General features: G+C 65.3%; 18 protein-coding genes and 5 pseudogenes. 9 read left to right on the top strand and 14 right to left on the bottom strand.

Annotated elements, in window-relative coordinates; translation table 11 throughout:
* Positions 1 to 15: 15 nt before the first annotated feature.
* Positions 16 to 993, bottom strand: coding sequence for a LysR family transcriptional regulator (locus NZL82_RS08775; RefSeq protein ID WP_261269383.1), 978 nt, complete (start codon positions 991 to 993; stop codon positions 16 to 18).
* 271 nt (positions 994 to 1,264) lie between these two features.
* On the opposite strand from NZL82_RS08775, the pseudogene NZL82_RS08770 reads away from it, so the two are divergent.
* Positions 1,265 to 1,473: pseudogene (locus NZL82_RS08770) on the top strand (IS481 family transposase); the annotation flags it as partial.
* A gap of 4 nt (positions 1,474 to 1,477) precedes the next feature.
* A complete protein-coding gene (locus NZL82_RS08765) occupies positions 1,478 to 1,708 on the top strand; it encodes a hypothetical protein (protein ID WP_261269382.1) in 231 nt (76 codons plus the stop codon).
* Positions 1,709 to 1,720: 12 nt separating this feature from the next.
* Here the strand turns inward: NZL82_RS08765 and NZL82_RS08760 are convergent.
* The 7 genes and pseudogenes from NZL82_RS08760 to NZL82_RS08730 form a co-directional block, all read right to left on the bottom strand.
* A pseudogene (locus NZL82_RS08760) lies at positions 1,721 to 2,011 on the bottom strand (transposase); the annotation flags it as partial.
* Positions 2,012 to 2,040: 29 nt separating this feature from the next.
* The gene (locus tag NZL82_RS08755; RefSeq protein ID WP_261269381.1) at positions 2,041 to 2,850 is read right to left on the bottom strand and encodes a CoA ester lyase; all 810 of its coding nucleotides are present in this window, start codon (positions 2,848 to 2,850) and stop codon (positions 2,041 to 2,043) included.
* Positions 2,840 to 3,991 carry a CaiB/BaiF CoA-transferase family protein gene (locus NZL82_RS08750; protein ID WP_261269380.1) on the bottom strand — a complete coding sequence of 384 codons (1,152 nt, stop codon included), beginning with the start codon at positions 3,989 to 3,991 and terminating at the stop codon, positions 2,840 to 2,842. Before NZL82_RS08750 ends, NZL82_RS08755 begins: the two co-directional genes overlap by 11 nt.
* Positions 3,992 to 4,057: 66 nt before the next feature.
* Positions 4,058 to 5,512 (bottom strand): aldehyde dehydrogenase family protein, encoded by a 1,455-nt coding sequence (locus NZL82_RS08745; protein WP_261269379.1) that lies wholly within the window; start codon positions 5,510 to 5,512, stop codon positions 4,058 to 4,060.
* Positions 5,509 to 6,630: an NAD(P)-dependent alcohol dehydrogenase gene (locus NZL82_RS08740; protein WP_261269378.1), complete on the bottom strand. Its 1,122-nt coding sequence runs from the start codon at positions 6,628 to 6,630 to the stop codon at positions 5,509 to 5,511. The genes NZL82_RS08745 and NZL82_RS08740 overlap by 4 nt, the downstream gene beginning before the upstream one ends.
* Positions 6,631 to 6,641: 11 nt before the next feature.
* Entirely contained in the window at positions 6,642 to 7,388 is a 747-nt protein-coding gene (locus tag NZL82_RS08735; RefSeq protein ID WP_261269377.1) for an SDR family oxidoreductase, read from the bottom strand.
* A gap of 30 nt (positions 7,389 to 7,418) precedes the next feature.
* A complete protein-coding gene (locus NZL82_RS08730; RefSeq protein WP_261269376.1) occupies positions 7,419 to 8,867 on the bottom strand; it encodes an aldehyde dehydrogenase family protein in 1,449 nt (482 codons plus the stop codon).
* Between the two features lie 192 nt (positions 8,868 to 9,059).
* Here NZL82_RS08730 and NZL82_RS08725 point away from each other — a divergent pair, with 192 nt between their 5' ends.
* Positions 9,060 to 9,950 carry a LysR family transcriptional regulator gene (locus NZL82_RS08725; RefSeq protein WP_261269375.1) on the top strand — a complete coding sequence of 297 codons (891 nt, stop codon included), beginning with the start codon at positions 9,060 to 9,062 and terminating at the stop codon, positions 9,948 to 9,950.
* Positions 9,951 to 9,952: 2 nt separating this feature from the next.
* On the opposite strand, the gene NZL82_RS08720 is transcribed toward NZL82_RS08725, so the two are convergent.
* Together NZL82_RS08720 and NZL82_RS08715 are read right to left on the bottom strand one after the other, a co-directional pair.
* The gene (locus NZL82_RS08720) at positions 9,953 to 11,662 is read right to left on the bottom strand and encodes a GMC family oxidoreductase (protein WP_261269374.1); all 1,710 of its coding nucleotides are present in this window, start codon (positions 11,660 to 11,662) and stop codon (positions 9,953 to 9,955) included.
* A gap of 26 nt (positions 11,663 to 11,688) precedes the next feature.
* Positions 11,689 to 12,570, bottom strand: coding sequence for a transporter (locus tag NZL82_RS08715; RefSeq protein ID WP_261269373.1), 882 nt, complete (start codon positions 12,568 to 12,570; stop codon positions 11,689 to 11,691).
* Positions 12,571 to 12,700: 130 nt separating this feature from the next.
* Here NZL82_RS08715 and NZL82_RS08710 point away from each other — a divergent pair, with 130 nt between their 5' ends.
* Positions 12,701 to 13,612 (top strand): LysR substrate-binding domain-containing protein, encoded by a 912-nt coding sequence (locus NZL82_RS08710; protein ID WP_261269372.1) that lies wholly within the window; start codon positions 12,701 to 12,703, stop codon positions 13,610 to 13,612.
* A 485-nt stretch (positions 13,613 to 14,097) separates the two neighbouring features.
* On the opposite strand, the gene NZL82_RS08705 is transcribed toward NZL82_RS08710, so the two are convergent.
* Positions 14,098 to 15,072, bottom strand: coding sequence for a LysR family transcriptional regulator (locus NZL82_RS08705; RefSeq protein WP_261269371.1), 975 nt, complete (start codon positions 15,070 to 15,072; stop codon positions 14,098 to 14,100).
* Between the two features lie 91 nt (positions 15,073 to 15,163).
* Here NZL82_RS08705 and NZL82_RS08700 point away from each other — a divergent pair, with 91 nt between their 5' ends.
* A complete protein-coding gene (locus NZL82_RS08700) occupies positions 15,164 to 16,027 on the top strand; it encodes an aldo/keto reductase family oxidoreductase (protein WP_261269370.1) in 864 nt (287 codons plus the stop codon).
* Here NZL82_RS08700 and NZL82_RS08695 read toward each other — a convergent pair whose 3' ends face one another.
* Entirely contained in the window at positions 16,028 to 16,339 is a 312-nt protein-coding gene (locus NZL82_RS08695) for a helix-turn-helix transcriptional regulator (RefSeq protein WP_042487985.1), read from the bottom strand.
* 130 nt (positions 16,340 to 16,469) lie between these two features.
* Between NZL82_RS08695 and NZL82_RS08690 the strand changes: the two genes are divergently transcribed.
* Complete coding sequence (locus NZL82_RS08690) at positions 16,470 to 17,204, top strand: SDR family oxidoreductase (protein WP_261269369.1); 735 nt, start codon at positions 16,470 to 16,472, stop codon at positions 17,202 to 17,204.
* A 47-nt stretch (positions 17,205 to 17,251) separates the two neighbouring features.
* Here NZL82_RS08690 and NZL82_RS08685 read toward each other — a convergent pair whose 3' ends face one another.
* Positions 17,252 to 17,977, bottom strand: a complete 726-nt coding sequence (locus tag NZL82_RS08685) for an SDR family oxidoreductase (protein ID WP_261269368.1) — start codon at positions 17,975 to 17,977, stop codon at positions 17,252 to 17,254.
* A gap of 149 nt (positions 17,978 to 18,126) precedes the next feature.
* Between NZL82_RS08685 and NZL82_RS08680 the strand changes: the two genes are divergently transcribed.
* Entirely contained in the window at positions 18,127 to 19,023 is an 897-nt protein-coding gene (locus NZL82_RS08680; RefSeq protein WP_261269600.1) for an AraC family transcriptional regulator, read from the top strand.
* A 126-nt stretch (positions 19,024 to 19,149) separates the two neighbouring features.
* On the opposite strand, the pseudogene NZL82_RS08675 reads toward NZL82_RS08680, so the two are convergent.
* Positions 19,150 to 19,296, bottom strand: a pseudogene (locus NZL82_RS08675) (IS481 family transposase); the annotation flags it as partial.
* A 79-nt stretch (positions 19,297 to 19,375) separates the two neighbouring features.
* Between NZL82_RS08675 and NZL82_RS08670 the strand changes: the two are divergent.
* Both NZL82_RS08670 and NZL82_RS08665 read left to right on the top strand, forming a co-directional pair.
* Positions 19,376 to 19,480, top strand: a pseudogene (locus NZL82_RS08670) (transposase); the annotation flags it as partial.
* A gap of 71 nt (positions 19,481 to 19,551) precedes the next feature.
* Positions 19,552 to 19,681, top strand: a pseudogene (locus NZL82_RS08665) (IS5/IS1182 family transposase); the annotation flags it as partial.

Here is a 19,681-nt window from a genome sequence, read left to right as displayed (position 1 = left end):
GATGCCGGCAGCATCCTAATGTCGCGCAGGGAATAGCGCGACATAGGCCTCGATTTGTTCGACGAACCAGGACAGCATCGGATCGCGTCGCCGGTGAGCGGCCCATTGAGCGACGATCATGACCTTTCCACGCAGAAAAGGTGCCGTAACGGCCCTGACGGGCATCGTCGACGCGAAATGCTGGAACAGCCAGGTACTGCCGGTCGCGATCAAATCGCTGCCAATAACGATAGCGGGCAAGGTCGCCTGCGAGCTCGTCCGCATGGCGATACGGCGCGCTTGTAACAACTCGGTCATACTACGGTCCATGACCGGGACCGGCATTCGCTCGTCCCGCGTGACGACATGGCATGCCGCACGATACTGTGCCTCATCGATCGAAAACTGATCGGCAAGTTCGGAATGGCCGGTCCAGATCAAACATCCCACATGGTCGGCCAAGATCGGCAAGGTCTCGAATTCGGGCAATGCCACGTCCTCGGGCAGCAACAACAGCTCGGCACCTTGGTCCAACGCACGATGTGGGTTAGCGACATCGAGCGGGATGACCGTAACCGTCAGGCCCGGTGCGACGTTCATGAGACGCTGGACGACGGGGCCTAGCAGCATCTGCTCGATGACGTCCGATGTGGCGACGGTAATTGTCCCTACGCCGTTCTGCGGATCGAAGGACAGAGCGAAATTGAATGTTGCGTCCACATCGCGCAACACCCGACGCACTTCGCTGCGCAAGGCCAGCCCCAGCGGAGTCAATTGCTGGTCGCCGCCCGCATGGGTCACGAGATCGTCGCCGAAATGCTCGCGCAAGCGGCGCAGCGCGTGGCTCATCGCCGACTGACTCAGCCTGACCCGCCGGCCCGCTTCGGTCAGCGTCGGCGCATGCAGGATCGCATCGAGGGGAAAAAGTAGGTTGAGGTTCAGCCGGTGGACCGGCGCCTCTTCGGCGTATCCGTTGACCACGCCCCTGCCTCCGACCGATCGATCCGTACTCACGGCCATTTTCCTTCCACGCTTCTCCCCGCATAGTGGCGATGATGGCAGGTTTCACAACCGTCATGAATAGCGTGCCTAAACTCGTTCGACGACAAGCCGCAACGCATCCTCGAGGCGGCGGAACGGCGACGCATGGTCGCCGGGATTTTGCCCTGCCGCGGCCGTCAGGCGACCATTCCTACCAGATGTTTGAGCACACGGTTTAACGGAGCGATTCGCTCGTTCAATGGTAGAATGCCGTATGGGATAGGTTCGTCATGGGTGCGCCACGATCACGCACCTCTTCCGAGCAGCAATACAGCACGCCAAGCTTCGCTCGCGACGCTGAGCCGAGAGCTGGGGATCAACTCCAAGACCGTGGCGAAGTGGGGCAAACGGGCGACGGTAAAGGATCTGAAGACCGGGCCGAAGGCCCCTCATTCGACAACCCTGTCCAAGGCCGAGGAGGCAATGGTTGTGGCGTTCCGGCGGCACACGCTAGGGCTTGGACGAGCCCGCCCTGCCCCTGTTCGCCGCCACCGATGCGCAACAAGCGTCGTTCGGTCCCGACGAACTTGACCCCGATGTATCATCGCGGCCGCTGACCGAGGGCCGCGAAGTGGTGGAAGATGATCGCACGCTGCAATTGTCGCTACGCGCGCAACCGATCGCCTTCCTGCGGCGGGATCTCACCCGGCGAGGCATCGTCCGCTGCGGCGACCTCGCCCACATCTAGAGTCTGATCCATTCAGCCTGAACCGTACCCGCTGTTTTGGAGGTAGTTGCCGCATTCGTGAGGAGGGAAGGCGTCGAGGAGTGAACCGATCTGCTTCCATGTGGTTTTGACCGATCGGGTATTCGCCTTGCGAAGCAGCGTCTTGGGCTTTGCGAAGACCTGCTCGATGGGGTTGAGGTCGGGCGAGTAGGGCGCCAGGAACAGGAGACTGGCGCAGACGGAGCGGATGAGCGGGCAGGCGGCCTTGCCCTTGTGACTACCAAGATTGTCCATGACGACGATGTCGCCGCTCGATATGCCCGGGTAGTCGGCGGGTCATTGATCGCTCCGCGTCAACCGGCGTTGGCGAGGATGCGCTGCGCCTGCGCGATCACCGGCTTGTCGATCATGCGGCCATCCACGGCGATGGCTGTGCCATTCGCCTGCTCGGCCGCAGCGATGACCCTGTGCGCCCATGCCACCGCCCCCTCGGTCGGGCGCAGCGCGGCATGGACGGCCGTAACCTGCGCCGGGTGGATGCACAGCTTAGCGCCGAAACCCGCTTTCGCCGATGCCATCATCGCCCGCGCCACGACGCCCGGGTCGCGAAAGTCGGTGGTAACGCCGTCAATGGGGGAGGCAATACCGCCAACCCGCGATGCTAGCACGAGTTGCAGGCCAAGGGGTGCGAGCAATGTCTCGTCGGTAATGTTCAGGTCGAGCGCCAGATCGATCGTCCCGAAAGCCAGCCGGCGAACGCCCTGAGAGGCCGCTATCGTCCGGACATCGGCGACGCCGCGCGCGCTTTCGATCAGCGCGACGACCGGCGCGACCGCACAGGCACGCTCCAGCCCGTCCCCCGGCTCGGCCTTGGGAAGCATGATCCCTAGAACGCCCGGAAGCGCCGCAATGCGTAGATCCTCTCCGAACCACTCGGTCCCGGCATCGTTCACCCGGAGCAGGACGGGGCGGTCGGGATCGAGCTGCGCCGTCAGCGCGGCGCACGCGGCGACCTTCTCGTTGGGCGGCACCGCATCTTCCAGATCGACGATGACGATATCAGCCTGCGTCGCCAGTGCCTTGGCGATCCGTTCCGGGCGATTGGCGGGGACGAACAGGAAGGACCGGGCATCGTCGATCCGCCGGCCTGCGTCATGCGGCATGCGACACCATGCCCGGCGCAAGCCCGAGTTCGGCCAGGATCGCATCGGTATGCTCGCCCAGGGCGGGGATCGCGTCCATGCGCGCGTCGGGGCGGCCGGGCGGCAGCAAGGCGGGGATCGGCCCGATCGGCGACGTCACATCGACCCAGCGCCCGCGCGCCACCAGCTGCGGATGCGCCCAAAGCCCGGCCATGTCGTTGACGCTGGCATTGGCGATCTTCGCGGCGTCGAGCCGATCGAGAACCTCGGCACGGGCCAGCTGGCCAAAGGCCCCCGTAATGATCGTGGCCAGCGCGTCCCGGTTTTCCGACCGGCGCGATGTCGACGAAAAGCGGGGATCGGCGGCAAGGTCGGGCTGCTCCAGCACGATGGCGCAGAAGGCCGCCCATTCGCGCTCGTTCTGGATGCCCAGCATCACCTCCCCGTCCGCCGTGCGGAAGGGGCCGTAGGGATAGATTGTCGCATGCGATGCGCCGACACGTGGCGCCTGGGGCGCGCCGTCATAGGCGTAATACATCGGGAAGCTCATCCACTCGGCCATCGCCTCCAGCATCGACACGTCGATATGGCGGCCCTTGCCGGTGCGGCCACGCTCGATCAGCGCGGCCAGGATATTAGTATAGGCGTACATGCCCGCGGCGATGTCGGCGATCGAACAGCCTGCCTTCGCCGGCTCGTCGGGCGTGCCGGTCACCGACAGGAAGCCCGACTCGCTCTGGATCAGCAGGTCATAGGCCTTGCGATCGCGATGTGGTCCATCCTGGCCATAGCCGGAGATGTCGCACACGATCAGTCGCGGATGCGCGTCGTGCAGCGTCGCGAAATCCAATCCCATGCGCTGCGACGCGCCGGGGGCAAGGTTCTGGACCAGCACATCCGCCTTTTCGATCAGCCGCGACAGGACGGCCATGCCCTGCGACGACTTCAAGTCTAGCGCCAGGCTTTCCTTAGACCGGTTGCACCACACGAAATGCGAGGAGAGGCCACCGACCCGTTCGTCATAGGCGCGCGCGAAGTCGCCGCTTTCGGGGCGTTCGACCTTGATGACGCGGGCACCCAGATCGGCGAGCTGACGGGTGGCGAACGGTGCGGCGATCGCATGCTCCAGGCTGACGACGGTAATGCCTTCGAGAGGGCGCATAGCCGCTATTCCTTGAATGGTTCGCTGAAGTGGCGGGGCGGCCAATGGGGCCACCCCGGCCAGTCATCACTTGCGGAACATGTACGTCTTGGTGTTGGTGAACTCGGCCAGCCCCTCCGAGCCGTTCTCGACGCCCAGGCCCGACTGCTTGTGGCCACCGAAGGGGATGTCGATCCCGTGGATATGGATCTCGTTCACCCAGACCGTGCCCGTCTCCAGCCGCTTGGCGACGGCGATGGCGGCATCGCGGTCGCGGCCCCAGACCGATCCGGCCAGGCCGAAGGGCGTGTCGTTGGCCTTGGCGATCACCTCCTCGACATCGTCGAAGGCGATGATCGGCAGGATCGGGCCGAACGGCTCCTCCTTGACGATCCGGCTGGTCTCGGGCGGGTTGTCGACAATGGTGACGGGCACGAAATTGCCTGCCAGGCTCTCGTCGATCGTACCGCCGAGCGGGACGGTATAGCCGTTCGCCTTCACATCGGCGAACAGGTCCTTCAGCTTGTCATACTGCATCCGGTTCTGGATCGGGCCGAGATCGGTCGCCGGGTCCATGCCGTCGCCGACCGTCTGCTGGCGGCCATATTCGACGAAGGCGGCGACGAAGGCGGCGTGGATCGAGCGGTGGACGTAGAGGCGCTTAGAGGCGATGCACCATTGGCCCGAATTGCCGAACGCGGCCCAGAACAGGGTGGGGATCAGCGGTTCCCAATCGGCATCGGCCAGCACGATCGCGGCGTCGTTGCCACCGAGTTCCAGCGTGATCCGCTTCAGGTTCGACGCGCCCGACGCCATCACCTTCTTGCCGGTCGAGGTCGAGCCGGTGAAGCTGATCTTGGCGATGTCAGGATGTTCGGTCATCTGCGCGCCCAGATCGTTGCCGCCCGACACGATATTGAGCACGCCGGCCGGGAACACCCGCTGCGCGATCTCGCCGAAGCGCAGCGTGCACAGCGGAGTATAGGGCGACGGCTTCATAACCATCGTGTTGCCGGTCAGCAGGCACGGCGCAATCTTCCACAGGCCCAGCAGAACGGGGAAGTTCCAGGGCGTAATCGCACCGACGACGCCCAGCGGGGTGTGGTGAACCTCGACGACATGATCGTCGGTGTCCTCGATCACCTCGACCGGCAGTTCACGCTTGGCGACTTCGCGCACCCAGTAGATCGCGGCCTCCACCTCGCTGGTCGCCATGCTGTGGCGCGGCTTGCCCTGTTCGAGGGTCAGCAGCGTGATCAGTTCGTCCTTGTTCGCCTCCAGCGCATCGGCATAGGCGGTGACATAGGCGCCGCGCTCGGCCCAGGGCAGCGCCGACCAGCCGGGGAATGCCGCCTTCGCGGCCGCGATGGCGGCCTCCATATGCTCGGCGGTGCCCTCGGGCGCCTGGGCCAGCACCTGGTTGGTGGCGGGGTTGAGGACGTCGAACGACTTGTTCGTCTCGACCAGCTTGCCGTCGATCGTCAGCGCATAGGGGCCGGCGAAATCAATGGTCAGCGGCGCATCGGTGAGGGTAGCGGTCATGCGTTGGCTCCTGAAGCGGGACGTACGATGGGTTTCAGCACCCGGCCGGACTCGGAGTCCGCGATCGCCTGGTTGATGTCGGCAAGGTCGTAGAATTTGATCAGGCGGTCGAACGGGAAGCGGCCGGCGCGCCACAATTCGATCAGCTGCGGGATGAACACCTGCGGCACGCTGTCGCCTTCGATGATGCCGCGCACCGTGCGCCCGAACAGCAGGGTGTTCATGTCCAGGCTGGCGCAGTCGCCCAGGTTCGCCGCACCGATCAAGCCGCATGTGCCGGGGACGCGCAACGCCTCCACCGCCTGCGCCAGCACCTTGGGGTTGCCGGTGCATTCCAGCGTGAAGTCGGCGCCGCCCGTGCCGGTGATCTCCCTGATCCGCTCGACCGCATTCTCCTTGCCCGCATTCACGCCGTGCGTCGCGCCCAGTTCCTTGGCCAGCGCCAGGCGGTCGTCATGCAGGTCGACGAGGATGATCGTGGTGCAGCCGACCGCCGCGGCCGCCATGGCCGCCGACAGTCCGACCGAGCCTGCGCCAAAGATCGCAATCGACGAAGCGGCCGGCGGCTTCAGCGCGTTCAGCACCGCGCCCGCGCCGGTCTGGATACCGCAACCCAGCGGCCCCATCAGCTCCAGCGGCACGTCGCTGCGGATCTTGATGGCGTTGCGCTCGGTGGCGATAGCATAGGTGCCGAAGCTCGATTGCGCGAAGAAGGCGCTGCCCAGCGGATGGCCGTGCGCGTCGCAGACGGCCTGGCTGCCGTCCATGCGGCTGCCCTTGAAATTGCGGTCGTAGAATTCGACGCAATAGCCCGGCCGACCCGAGCGGCACTCGCCGCAGCGGCTGCAATGGCCATAGGACAGGACGACATGATCGCCGGGCGCCAAGGTGGTGACGCCGGTGCCCACCTGCTCGACCACGCCGGCGCCCTCATGACCCAGGACCAAAGGCAGCGGCACGGGATAGCCCTGGTCGCGCACTACCATGTCGGTGTGGCATACGCCGGTGCCGACGATTCGGACCAGGACCTCGCCCGCGCGCGGCGCCTCGAACCGGGCGTCGACGATCTCCAGCGGCTGCGATTTCTCGCGCGCGACGGCGGCTTTTCCTTCGATCATCCCTCTGCTCCTCAAATCGTGCGGCCACCATCCACCGGCAGTTCGACCCCGGTGACGAAATCGGACTGGGTGAGGTACATGGCGGCATCGGCGACATCGCCGGGTTCGCAGAACCGGCCGAGCGGGATCGAGCCCAGGAATTTCTGACGATTTTCGGGCGTGTCGGGCATGCCCATGAAATCCTCGAGCATCCCGGTGACGCCCATGACCGGGCAGATCACGTTGACGCGGATCTTCCACGGCGCCAGTTCGACCGCCAGGCTCTTGGACAGCAAGTTGGTCGCGCCCTTGGAGCCGTTATACCAGGTCAGGCCCGGACGCGGCCGGATGCCGGCAACCGATCCAACGTTCAGGATGACCCCGCCGCCATTGTCGCGCATGGCCGGCACCACGGCGTGCACCATGTGATAGATGGACTTGATATTGACGTTCAGGACGCGGTCGAACGTCGCCTCGTCCACGTCGAGCAGCGGCTGGTTCTTGTGGGTATAGCCGGCATTGTTGACGACGATGTCGGGCACGCCGAACGTGTCGATCGTCGCCTGGACCGCAGCATCGATGGCGGCGCGCGCGGTGACGTCGGCCTGGACGCCGATCGCGCGGCCCTCGCCGATCGCGTCGGCGACCGCGCTGGCCTTGTCGCCATTCAGATCGACGATCACCACCCGGGCGCCCGCTGCGGCATAGCGGTGAGCGATCGCCTCCCCAAAGCCACTGGCCGCGCCGGTGACGATGGCGATCTTACCGTTCAAGTCCATACCCTATCCTCTTTCTAAGCCTGTGGGAGCTCAACCGTGGTTGAGCACCATCGTCTTGGTCTTGCTGAAATCATGCAAGGCGGCGAAGCCCTTTTCGCGGCCATGCCCGCTCTTGCCCGAACCGCCGAAGGGCAGCTCGATACCGGCACCGGCGCCATAGCAGTTCACGAAGACCTGGCCGGAGCGGATGCGCTTGACGAGCCGCATCTGCCGCGCACCGTCGCGGGTCCAGACCGCCGCGACCAGCCCATAATCGGTGCCGTTGGCGAGGCGTATCGCATCGGCCTCGTCATCGAAGGGCTGGATGATCAGCACCGGGCCGAACACCTCGTCCTGCGCGATGACGTTACCACGCGGCACCGGGCCGAACATGGTCGGCTTCACATAATAGCCGTCCGCCGCGATACCCTCGGCGAGCAAGCCCTGCGCGAGCACCGGCACGCCGTCAGCCTCAGCGCGGTCGATGAAGGACTGCACCCGGCGCTGTTGCTTGGCGGTGATGATCGGGCCGCAGTCGAGGTTCATCTCGGGCGCGCCGACACGGACCTTGCCGAAGGCGTCGGCGAGCCGTTCGACAAAGGCGTCATAGGCCGAACGCTCGACCAGCACGCGGCTGCCCGCCGAACAGGTCTGGCCGCTATTCTGGATGATCGCCCTGACGATGACGGGGATGGCCGCATCGAAATCGGCATCGGCGAAAACTACCTGCGGCGACTTACCGCCCAGCTCGAGGGTGCAGGTGATATAATGATCGGCGCAGAGCTTCTGGATGACCTGGCCCACTTCGGGCGAGCCGGTGAACGACATGAAGTCGACGCCCTGATGCGCGGCCAGCGCGGCGCCCGCAACCTGCCCCTTGCCGGTGACGATGTTGATCGCGCCCTCGGGAAAACCCGCCTCGGCCGCCAGTTCGACCAGACGCAGCGATGCAGCGCAGGCGTCCTCCGCGGGCTTTAGTACCGTCGCGTTTCCGACCGCCAGCGACGGCGCCAGAGTGCGGCCGAACATCTGCGCGGGATAGTTCCAGGGCAGGATATGTCCAGTTACGCCGTGCGGCTCACGCAGCACGCCGACATGATAGCCGGGCAGATAGGGAATGGTCTCGCCGTGCAGCTTGTCCGCCGCCCCGCCATAAAATTCGAAATAGCGTGCCAGCGCGACGATGTCGGCATCGGCGACGCCCTTGGGCTTGCCGGTGTCCTTGGCCTCGATCGCCGAGAGTTCCTCTGCGTGCGAGAGGATCGCATCGCCCAGCCGCGTCAGCATTCGACCGCGCTCGATGGCAGTGGTGCGGCCCCAGGTGCCGTCGTCGTACGCCTTACGCGCGGCCGCGACCGCCAAGTCGACATCGGCGGCCGTGCTGTCGGCGATCGTGCCGAAGCTCTTGCCCGTCGCCGGTTCGTAGATGGGCATGGTCGCGCCCTCGACCGGATCAGCCCAGGCCCCGCCGATGAAATTGCGGCTGAAGTCGGTTTTCATACGCTCGCTCCCAGTCACCGTCGCGGCCTGGCGGACCAACGATCAGGGGGGGCACCGGGTCGCCAGACAGGCTGACCGCCGGATATGATCACCTCTCCCGATCGGGCGCTTACGGCCTCTATGACTTGTAGATATTCCGTCCTTCCAATATCGTCCAATAGGTCGAACCGAGGTTTTTGATTAGTTTTCGATATGGAACTCCGGCATCTCCGATACGCGCTCGCGGTGGCCGACGAGCAGCATTTCACCCGCGCCGCCGCACGGCTGGGCATCGCGCAGCCGCCGCTCAGCCAGCAGATCAAGGCGTTGGAGGACGAACTGGGCGTGCGACTCTTCCACCGGCTGACGCGCGGGATCGAGCTGACCGAAGCCGGGGTGGCGTTCATGCCGTTCGCGCGGGCCGCGCTGGAGGCGGCGGACCACGCGGCCAATGCGGCGCGGCGCGCGGCGCGCGGGGAGATCGGCGGCATCTCTATCGGCTTCACCAGCTCGGCCTCCTTCAATCCGCGCGTGCCGCACATCATCGGCCGCTTCCGCGAAGCCTATCCGACGCTGGAGATCATGCTGGAGGAGAAGGCCACGACCGCGCTCCTGCAATCGCTGCAGGCAGGAACGCTGGATGTCGCGTTCCTGCGGCCGACCCTGGGCGAGACTGACGGGCTGGTCAGCCGGCGCCTGCCCGACGAGGATCTGTGGATCGCGCTGCCGGCGCGGCACCGGCTAGCGGGGGCGACGTCGCTGGCGCTGGTCGAGCTCGCCGGCGATCCCTTCATCCTCTATCCGCGCGCCAATGGCCGGTTGCTGTATGACAGCATCATCGCCGCCTGCCGTAACGCGGGCTTCAGCCCGCGGATCGCGCAGGAGGCGCCGCAAATGGCGTCGACCGTGAACCTGGTCGCGGCGGGGGTGGGAGTGGCGCTGGTGCCTGAATCGTTGTGCCGCCTGCATGCGCAGGGGGTCACCTATGCACGGATCACGGGCGACGGCCCCAAGGCACAGCTCGTCGTCTCGCACCGCCGCACCGCGCTGGTGCCGCCCGCCGTGCGCAACTTCATGAGCTGCGTCGCGGCGGACGGCGGATAGCGTCAGGCGTTCGCCGCGATCAGCTTGGCGGCGCGCCAGCCGATCAGGATCGACGGCGCATTGGTGTTACCGGTGGTGATCGACGGCATGACCGAGGCGTCGGCGACACGCAGCCCCTCGACCCCGTACACCCGCAGCTGCGGATCGACGACGGCGGTCGCATCGGTGCCCATCTTGGCGGTGCCGACCGGATGGAAATAGGTCGACGCCGACTTCTTGAGGAACTCGCGATATTCGACCGGCGACAATGCCGCCCGGCCGGGCAACAGTTCGGCTTTGCGAATGTCCTTATAGGCATCGGAATTGCCGATGGCGCGCGCCAGATTGGTCGCCTCGCGCAGCGCGATCAGGTCCTGTTCGACTGCCAGATAGTTCGGATCGATCAGCGGGGCCGCGCGCGGATCGGCCGAGCTCAGCCGGATGCTGCCACGCGACTTCGGACGCATCACGCCCGAAAGGATCGCATAGCCGTTGGTCTGCTGAAGGTTCAGTTCCTTGGTCGCGAACGGCACGCTGACATAGAGCGCGTTGATGTCGGGCACTGGCTGCGACGGCGTCGACCTCCACCACATATAGACTTCGGAATGGTTGTACTGGGTGGGCGGAACCGGACGCTTGGCCTCGTAATTGACGCCGGCGCCCAGGACATGGTCCTGCAGATTTTGGCCGACGCCCGACAGCGCGACCAGCGGCTGGATACCCAGCGACTTCAACGTCGCCGGGTCGCCGATACCCGACAGCATCAACAGCTTGGGCGTCACCAGCGCGCCGGCCGACAGGATGACCTCCTTGTTGGCGCGCACGATGACCGGCTTGCCGGCGTGCAGATACTGGACGCCGACGCAGCGGCCCGTCTCGACCAGCAGCTTGAGCACCGGCGCCTCCGTCAGGACCGTGAGCTTGGCGCCCTTCTCCATCGCCGGGCGCAGGAAGGCGACCGCCGAACTCTGGCGCTTGCCGGCATGGATCGTCATGTTGACCCAGGCCGGGCCTTCGAGCGTACCGCCGTTGAAGTCAGGGGTCTCCGGATAGCCGAGCGACTTGGCGCCTTCCATGAATGCACGCGCGCCTTCATGCCCCTTGGCCGGGTCGGGCCGTGATACATGAAGCGGGCCGCCGGCGCCGCGCATGGCGCTGGCACCACCCTCCCAATCCTCGAGCGCCTTGTAATCGGGTAGGACCGAGTTCCAGTCCCAGCCGGTGGCGCCGTTATACGCCCAGTCGTTGTAATCCTGCGCGCTGCCCCGGCAATAGATCATGCAGTTCACGCTGCTGCAGCCGCCCAGTCCCTCGCCGCGCGGATAGGGGACGACGCGGTTGGCGGCGTGCACCTGGGGCGTCGTCTCATATCCCTTGGTAAAGGCGGAGGCCAGCGCGGCGGGCCATTGCGCAGGGTCGGCAATCAGCGGGCTGTCATCCTGAATGCCGCTTTCCAGGACGAGCACCGACGCGCCGGTGCGCTGCGCCAGTTGCCCCGCCACGGTCGCCCCGGCAGAGCCCGCCCCGATCACGATATAATCGGCCGCCCGTGGCGCGGCAGTGGTCCGCGTCGATTGTGCCCATGCCTTGCCTCCGGCCAGCCCCAGCGCGTTGGCGACCGCGAAGCCAGCACCGGCGGCCATCGCCGCGCTCAGGAAAGCGCGGCGATCGAACGCACCACGCGAATAGGCGTTGAGAGCGTCGCCCAGGCGCCGGCTGTCAATGTCGTCCATCATCCTCATCCTCTGTTCTGCGTTTTTTAGAATACCTTGAGCAGGCGCAGCTGGACCCGCGCGCCCTCGCGAAAGCCGTTATGGACCGACAGGTCGGTGCCGACCTGGGTCAGCAGCTGCCATTTCGGCGAGAAGGTGTGTCGGTAGGTTCCCAGCACCGACAAGGTGCGCGTGATGTTGTGCTGGTCAACCCGGTCGATACTGGTTTCGCCACCGGTCAGGTACATCAGGCGGACATTCGCCTCGTTCGCGGGATCGATCAGATAGCGGGCAAAACCCTGGACCCGGTATTGCGCCTTTTGCCGGAGCGCCGCTGTCCCCAGTTCGCTGTTCTTTCCGAACAACATGACGTCGCCGCCCAGCTCGGCGACGAAATGGTCGCCGAATCCCTTGGAATAGACGACCTGCAAGGACCCCTTCCACCGGTTCTCGCCCAGGTTCAGTGCCTTGGTACGGTCATATTCGCCGGTTGGAATGAATAGATAGGGGGTGATGCCGAGATAGGATTTGCTGGCCGGGTCGTTATGCACCCACAGGGTCGACACCAGGATGGTGTCGCCAAAGCCGGTCGTCTTGCCGAGCGCGGCCGTCGAGCCACCGGCTCGGATATGGCCGAAGGGCTGAAGCACCTGGTAGTCGAGCGTCATGCCCGCGACCTTGGTGAAGCCGACATAGCGGAAGATGGTGACCGCCACGTCCAGCTCGGCCTTATCGTCGACCTTCTTGCCGTTCGCATATAGTGAACCGGAATGCGCAAATTGCTGGTAGATCAGGCCCAAGTGCGTACCGGGCGGCGCCGGAACGTAATCGCCCGCGTCGATTGCCTGGGCCGATGCCGGCGACGCCGCGCTGATCGTCCATCCAAAAGCCGTTACGGCCGCTGCCAATGCGCAGAGACGCTGTCCCATGTCATCCCCTCGTCCATTTTTTATGGCTCTCATGACGGAGCCTGACGCATAGGATTATCGCTTTCGCCGGCTTAGTATATCGCCGTCTGGGCAAGGGTGATTTCGCAATTCGCGAACGATGGGGGTGGCCATGCTGCAGGATCTCGTCTCGCTACGGCTGTTCGTTCGGGCTGCCGAAAGTGGCAAGCTAGGCGAGGCCGCACGACAGGGAAATCTGGCGATCGCGGCCGCGTCACGGCGCATCGCCCTGCTGGAGGCGCAGTTCGGCGTGCGGCTGTTCGATCGCAGCCGATCGGGTTTGACGCTGACCCCGGCGGGCAGCGCCCTGCTGGTCACGGCACGCACCCTGTTGGAACAGGCGCGGGCGATCGACGATGAAATGGCCGACTTCGCCGGGGGTATGCGCGGGGTCGTACGGCTGCACACCAATCCGTCGGCTATCATCCAGTTTCTGCCCGCCGACCTCGTATCCTTCGCCACAACGCGGCCCGACGTCCGCATCGACCTAGAGGAGAATATGAGCGCCGCGATCGTCGAGGCAGTGGCGGCCAACCGCGCCGACCTCGGCATCATCATCGGCGGCACCGCCCAGCGCGAACTGGAGACGATGAACTATCGCCGTGACAAGCTGGCGCTTCTCAGCCCGAGGGGGATGTACGGAGATCGGCAGTCGATCGAGTTCAGCGAGGTCCAGGATCAGGATTTCGTTGGTCTGGTCGGATCAACCGCGCTGACCCGGACGATGCTAGCTGAGGCGGCGAAGGCCGACCGGGCGTTGCGCCTGCGTGTCCAGGTACAGAGTTTCGACGGTGTATGCCGCATGGTGGAATCGGGGTTCGGGCTGGGTGTCCTGCCCGAGAAGGCGGCGCGCGCCTTTGCCCGGTCGATGGCACTGGACGTCGTTCCGCTATCCGATCCGTGGGCGATCCGGCAAATGGAGATCTGCCTATCCCCCTCGGTGCGCTCGGGATCGCTGGCGCGTATCCTAGCAGAGCATCTCACTAATTTCACCGACGTGCTCGACGAGGCCTTCAACGACTAGGTGTTTAGTCTGACGTGACCCCAGCCGTCCATCCAGCGACAACCAAGGAGAGGCGGGTGTTGGACTGCTACCCATTCTTGGACCACTACTGGCCGTCATCCAGAATCTCCCGGACAGCGGCGGGCCATGAGCCGCTGATCGGGGCGCCAGCGATATCGGCATCGGCCCATTACCCACAGCTGGTGGCCCCTCCCCTTCCCGGTCCAAATAATCGTCCCATTGATCGGCCAAGCGCTGATGCGTTTTGGACATACTTCTTGAGAATCACGGCTGGACGAACCAGATGCGGACGAACGCAGCCGCTCGGCCTCTTACCAAAGGCAGACTGTTCGCTCTTAGCGGACGATTCGCAGAAGTTGACGTTCTCCTGCTGTTTGCTGAGCACAGCATTGCACGCCAAGCCGAACGAAGAACTCATTGCACTTTTTCAAGGCTCAAGCACGAATCGACTGCCCATGTTCGAGACAACCGGGCGGCGTTGGACCTCACGCTGACCGAAGCCGAGCTACGACGCCTCGACGACCTGTTTCCGCCGCCACGCGGCCCCGAGCCGCTCGCGATGCTTTAGGCGCGATGTAATCGACGAACGCGCGCAGCGGCGGCGGCACCAGACGGCGCCCCGAATAATAGAGGAACGGGCCGGAGAAGGACTGCCACCAGTCGGGCAGCACCGGTTCCAGCGCGCCGCTGGCGAGCACCGGCCGCAACCAGTCTTCGAACAGGTGGACGATCCCACCGCCCGCGATGGCGATATCGACCAGCAGGTCCGCCGCACCGGACACGCTGGCGATCAGCGGCCCCTGTGGCTCGATCCGCACGATGTCGCCGTCGCGCTCGAAGTCCCAAGGGCTGGTCAGCGCTCCGCTGGTGAACCGGCCGCGTAGACAGGCGTGATCGAGCAGGTCGCGCGGATGGTCGAGCCGCCCACGCACATCGAGATAGGCCGGCGACGCCGCCGTTGCGAAGCGCTGGATGCGCGGGCCGATCGGCACCGCGATCATGTCCTGTTCCAGCCTCTCGTCATAGCGGATGCCAGCATCACAGCCCGATGCGACCATGTCGACAAAGCCGTCTTCGGCGACGATCTCGACCTGAATGTCGGGATAGGCAACGAGGAAGCCGGGCAGGATCGACGGCAGCACCAGCCGCGCCGCGCTGACCGGCACGTTGAGCCGAAGCGTACCTGCCGGTTTGTCCCGGAACAGGTTCACGACGTCGAGCGCCGCCTCCACCTCGCCCAGCGCCGGTGCCAGCCGCTCGATCAGCCGCGTCCCCGCCTCGGTCGGCACGACGCTACGGGTGGTGCGATGGAGCAGGCGGACGCCCAGCCGCGCTTCCAGCCGCCGCACCGCTTCGCTCAGCGTCGAGGCGCTCGACCCGACGGTCCGCCCCGCATCGCGGAACCCCCGCGCCTGCGCGACCGCCAGGAATGCGTTGAGATCGGCAAGGTCCGCCTTCATCGTTCGGTTTTCCGTACAGCCCGTACGGATCACTCCGGCTTATCGCGATGATCCGCAAGCCATATCTGGGGGTCAGCACAGGAGAACAACAATGACGATCGACCAGGCAGGCACCTATTCCTTCGCCGGGCACGCCGTGAAGCGGCTGGGCTATGGCGCGATGCAGCTCGCCGGACCCGGCGTGTTCGGCCCGCCGCGCGACCATGATGCTTCGCTCGCCGTGCTTCGCGCCGCTGTCGAGGCTGGGGTCAACCACATCGACACCAGCGACTTCTATGGCCCGCACGTCACCAACCGGCTGATCCGCGAGGCGCTGTCCCCCTACCCCGACGACCTGCTGATCGTCACCAAGATCGGCGCGCGGCGCGGGGACGACGCATCCTGGCTGCCCGCGTTCGAGCCTGGCGAACTGGCCCGTGCGGTCGAGGATAATCTGACGAACCTTGGGTTGGAGACGCTCGACGTCGTCAACCTGCGGATGATGTTCGACGTCCACGGACCGGCGGAAGGGTCGCTCGCCGCGCCGCTGAAGGCGGTGGTGGACCTGCAACGCCAGGGGCTGGTGCGGCATATCGGGCTCAGCAACGTGACGCCGACGCAGTTCGAGGAAGCGCGCGACATCGCGAAGATCGTCGGCGTCCAGAACCAGTACAACCTCGCCCACCGCGACGACGATGCCTTTATCGACGCGCTGGCGGCGGAGGGCGTCGCCTATGTGCCCTTCTTCCCGCTCGGCGGGTTCAGCCCGCTCCAGTCGGCGGCGCTGTCCGACGTGGCGGCGCGGCTCGACGCAACGCCGATGCAGGTGGCGCTCGCCTGGCTGCTCCAGCGCTCGCCCAACATCCTGCTGATCCCGGGAACCTCGTCGGTGGCGCACCTCCACGAGAACCTCGCTGCGGCATCGCTGACGCTGCCGGAGGATGCAGTGGCCGAACTCGACGCGATCGGCGGGTAATCAGGCCGGTCGGTTGGCGAGTACCGCGTCGAGCAGGCCGGGAAAGCGCCGGTCGAATTCGGCGCGGCGCAACGTGTTGATCATCTCGCGCCCGGCCTGCGTCGTCTCGATCAGCCCCGCCGCGCGGAGCAGTTTCAAGTGGTTGGACAGCGTACTTTTCGGGATGGACTCGCACGGCGCGGCATCGGTGCAGCTCAGCCGCTCGGTCGCGGCGAGCCGCGCCACCATGGCCAGCCGATTAGGATCGGCCAGCGCATGCAACGCCAGATCGAGCGGAACGTCCTCCAGCCGGGGATGAGTAAAGCGGGCCATACGACAGATATAGGGATCAACGATAAATTTAATAGTTCGGCATTATTGAACTGTTGAAGCGTCGCCCCATTTCCTGCCTGGCGACAGCGCACGATGCCGTGATCGCGGGCCCGATTTTTGGAGAATGCACATGTCCCTTCAAGGCAAGACAGCGCTCGTCACCGGCGGATCGCGCGGCATCGGCTCGGCCATCGCCCAGCGACTGGCAGCGGATGGCGCGACCGTGGCGATCACCTATGCCGGCAACAAAGCCGCCGCCGAAGCCACCGTGGCGGCGATCGAGAGCGCGGGCGGCACCGCTTTCGCCTTCCAGGCCGATGCCGCCGATCCGGCCTCGCAGCGCGCGGGCGTCGAGCAAGCCGCCGCCGCCCTGGGCGGGATCGACATCCTCGTCCACAATGCTGGTGTCGCGGAATTCTCGACCATCGCCGAGGATACCGACGAAACCTATGACCGCCAGTTCGGCGTCAACGTGAAGGGCCTGCACGTCGGTACCCGCGCCGCCCTGCCGCATCTTCGCGACGGCGGGCGGATCATCCTGATCGGCAGCATTTCGGGGGAATTGGCCTTCCCCGCGACCACGGTCTACAGCGCGACCAAGGCAGCCGTCGCGGCGCTAGCACGCGGCTGGGCCAAGGACCTCGCGCCGCGCAACATCCTGGTCAACACCGTGCAGCCCGGCCCGATCGACACCGACATGAACCCCGCGGATAGCGAATTCGCCGGACAGGTTCTGCAAGCGATCCCGCTCGGCCGCTACGGCAAGGTCGAGGAAATTGCGGGGGCAGTGGCGTTCCTCGCCGGACCGGATGCGAGCTATATCACCGGCACGACGCTCAACATCGATGGCGGCGCGACGGCCTAAGGGATAGCACTAGCGTGCCGGCCGCAAGAGCCGGCACGCCGATGGCTTTACATGTCCGCCGCGGTCGGGCGGACTATGACCTCGTTGATGTCGACGCCCTCGGGCTGCTCCAGCGCATAGCGGACTGCCCGCGCGATCGCATCCGGGGTCAGCGACTTCTTTCGCCACCCCGTCAGAGCCGTTGCCACCGCCGGATCGGTTATGTCGTGGCCCAGTTCGGTGGCGACGACGCCCGGCGAGATGAGGGTCGACCGGATCTCGTCATGCTCCTGCCGCAACCCCTCGGTGATGGCGCGCACCGCATGCTTGGTGCCGCAATAGACCGCGGCGGTGGGCATCACCATGTGCGCGGCGACCGAAGCGACGTTGACGATATGGCCGCCCTTCTGCGCCACGAACCGGGGCAATACGGCGGCGATGCCGTTGAGGACGCCGTGAATATTGACGTCGACCATCCGTTTCCACTCGTCCCGCTTCAGCGCGGCGAGCGGCGAAAGCGGCATCACGCCGGCATTGTTGACCAGCACATCGACGCGCCCGAACCGCGCCTCGGCGGCATCTACGAAGGCGTCGAAGTCGGTGCCGTCCGTCACGTCGAGCGTTCGCCACGCGACGGTTTCGCCCAGTTCCTCGGCCAGTGCCTGCAAACGATCCCCGCGCCGCGCGCCGATGAAGAGGCGCGCGCCGGTCGCTTTCAGTTCGCGCGCCGTCGCCTCGCCGATTCCGCTGGAAGCCCCGGTGATGAGGACGACCTTGTCGATGCTGGCTGTCATGATGCTTTCCTTGCCTTGAAGTGACAGCCAGCAAGATGATGCTGCAGCGTCGGGCAGCGGTAGAGCGATCGTCCTAACGCTTTGCACAATCCTCCAGAACCCGCTCTACTCGCTTGCGCATGTCGATGGGCTGACGGATGACGATCGGCATGGACCAGATCACCGAACTTGCTGCCGTCATCGATCGCCATGTCACCGGATCAGGCATTTGCACGACCGCGATGCCGCATGTGTCCCTTATCCGAGCCGATCAACCGAGCACCCCGACGCCAGCCGTCTATGAGGCATCGCTTTGCCTGATAGCCCAGGGATCGAAGCGGGTCTCGATCGGCGACCATAGCGTCGTCTACGACGCCGCGCATTATCTCCTGGTCTCCGTCGACCTCCCGCTGGTCGGCCACGTGATCGATGCCAGCCCCGATCGCCCGTATCTCTGCTGCAAGATCGACCTCGATCCCGCGATGCTGTCCGATCTGATGATCGCGGAGGGTGGAACTGTGCCCCAAACCGACCTGCCGGTCCTAGGCGTCTATCCCAGCGACCCCGACCTGATCGATGCCGCATGTCGGCTGGTAGGATTGCTCGACCGGCCGGACACGATCCGCGCCCTGGCGCCCCTGATCGAGCGGGAAATCCTCTACCGGCTGCTCACGGGACCGCACGGACCGATGCTTCGCCACCTCGTGACAGTAGGTAGTCACCTCAACCAGATCAGCCGCGCCATCGCCGCGATCCGCCGCCGGTTCGACGCACCGATCCGCATCGACGAGGTCGCCGCCGAGGCGGGCATGAGCCCCTCCTCGCTCCATGCGCATTTCAAGGCGATCACGCGCATGACCCCGCTCGAATATCAAAAGCAGTTGCGCCTGCAGGAAGCGCGCCGGTTGATGCTGGTCGGCGGCGCTACGGCGGGCACGGCGGGCTTCGCGGTCGGCTATGAAAGCCCTTCGCAGTTCAGCCGCGAATATCGCCGCCTGTTCGGCGCACCGCCGCGCCAGGACGTCGAACGGCTGCAGACCGCCCCTTCGGCGGGAATCGCCCTCTGATTTTGACCGACGCTAGCAATGATTCATCGCGGTGGTTGCGCCGAATGACGCAAGAGACAAAGCGACCCGGTCCCGAACACTCATGCGCCCTCCTGCGAATTCCCGGATCAGACGATCTTCCAAAGCTTAGGTGTTGAGTCCCGGCATCTGGTGGATCGGGTCGACGATGAACCGGTCTGGCTCTGACGTACAGATCTTGGCGGCGTATTCATAGGGTGCGAGCCCGCTGAGCGTCTTGAGCCGGCGGGCGAAGTTGTAGGCGGCCAGGAAGTTGACGTCTTCCCTATTTTTTTCATCCATCTTGAGTGAGAGTTTTCCGGCCCTTTGAAGCCTGCGGGCAAGAAGCTGGGACATGAGGAAGTCGAGGTACACGGAAGAGCAGATCGCGTTTGCGCTGAAGCAGGCGGAGACGGGCACGCCGGTGGCAGAGGTCATCCGTCGGATGAGCGTGTCGGAGTAGACGTTCTAGGGTCAGGACCTATTGATGTGAGCATCGCGATCTGATTCAGGCTCCGCAAGGAGACTGGAATGAGCGACCTGTTTTGGCTGACGGATGAGCAGATGGAGCGGCTGCGACCGTTCTTTCCCAAGAGCCATGGTAAGCCGCGCGTGGATGACCAGCGGGTGCTGAGCGGCATCGTGTTCGTCAACAAGAATG

It is taken from the genome of Sphingomonas sp. LC-1, from assembly GCF_025371035.1.
Taxonomy (GTDB): Bacteria; Pseudomonadota; Alphaproteobacteria; order Sphingomonadales; family Sphingomonadaceae; genus Sphingomonas; species Sphingomonas sanguinis_E.
This window is presented reverse-complemented; position numbering and strand designations above follow the sequence as displayed.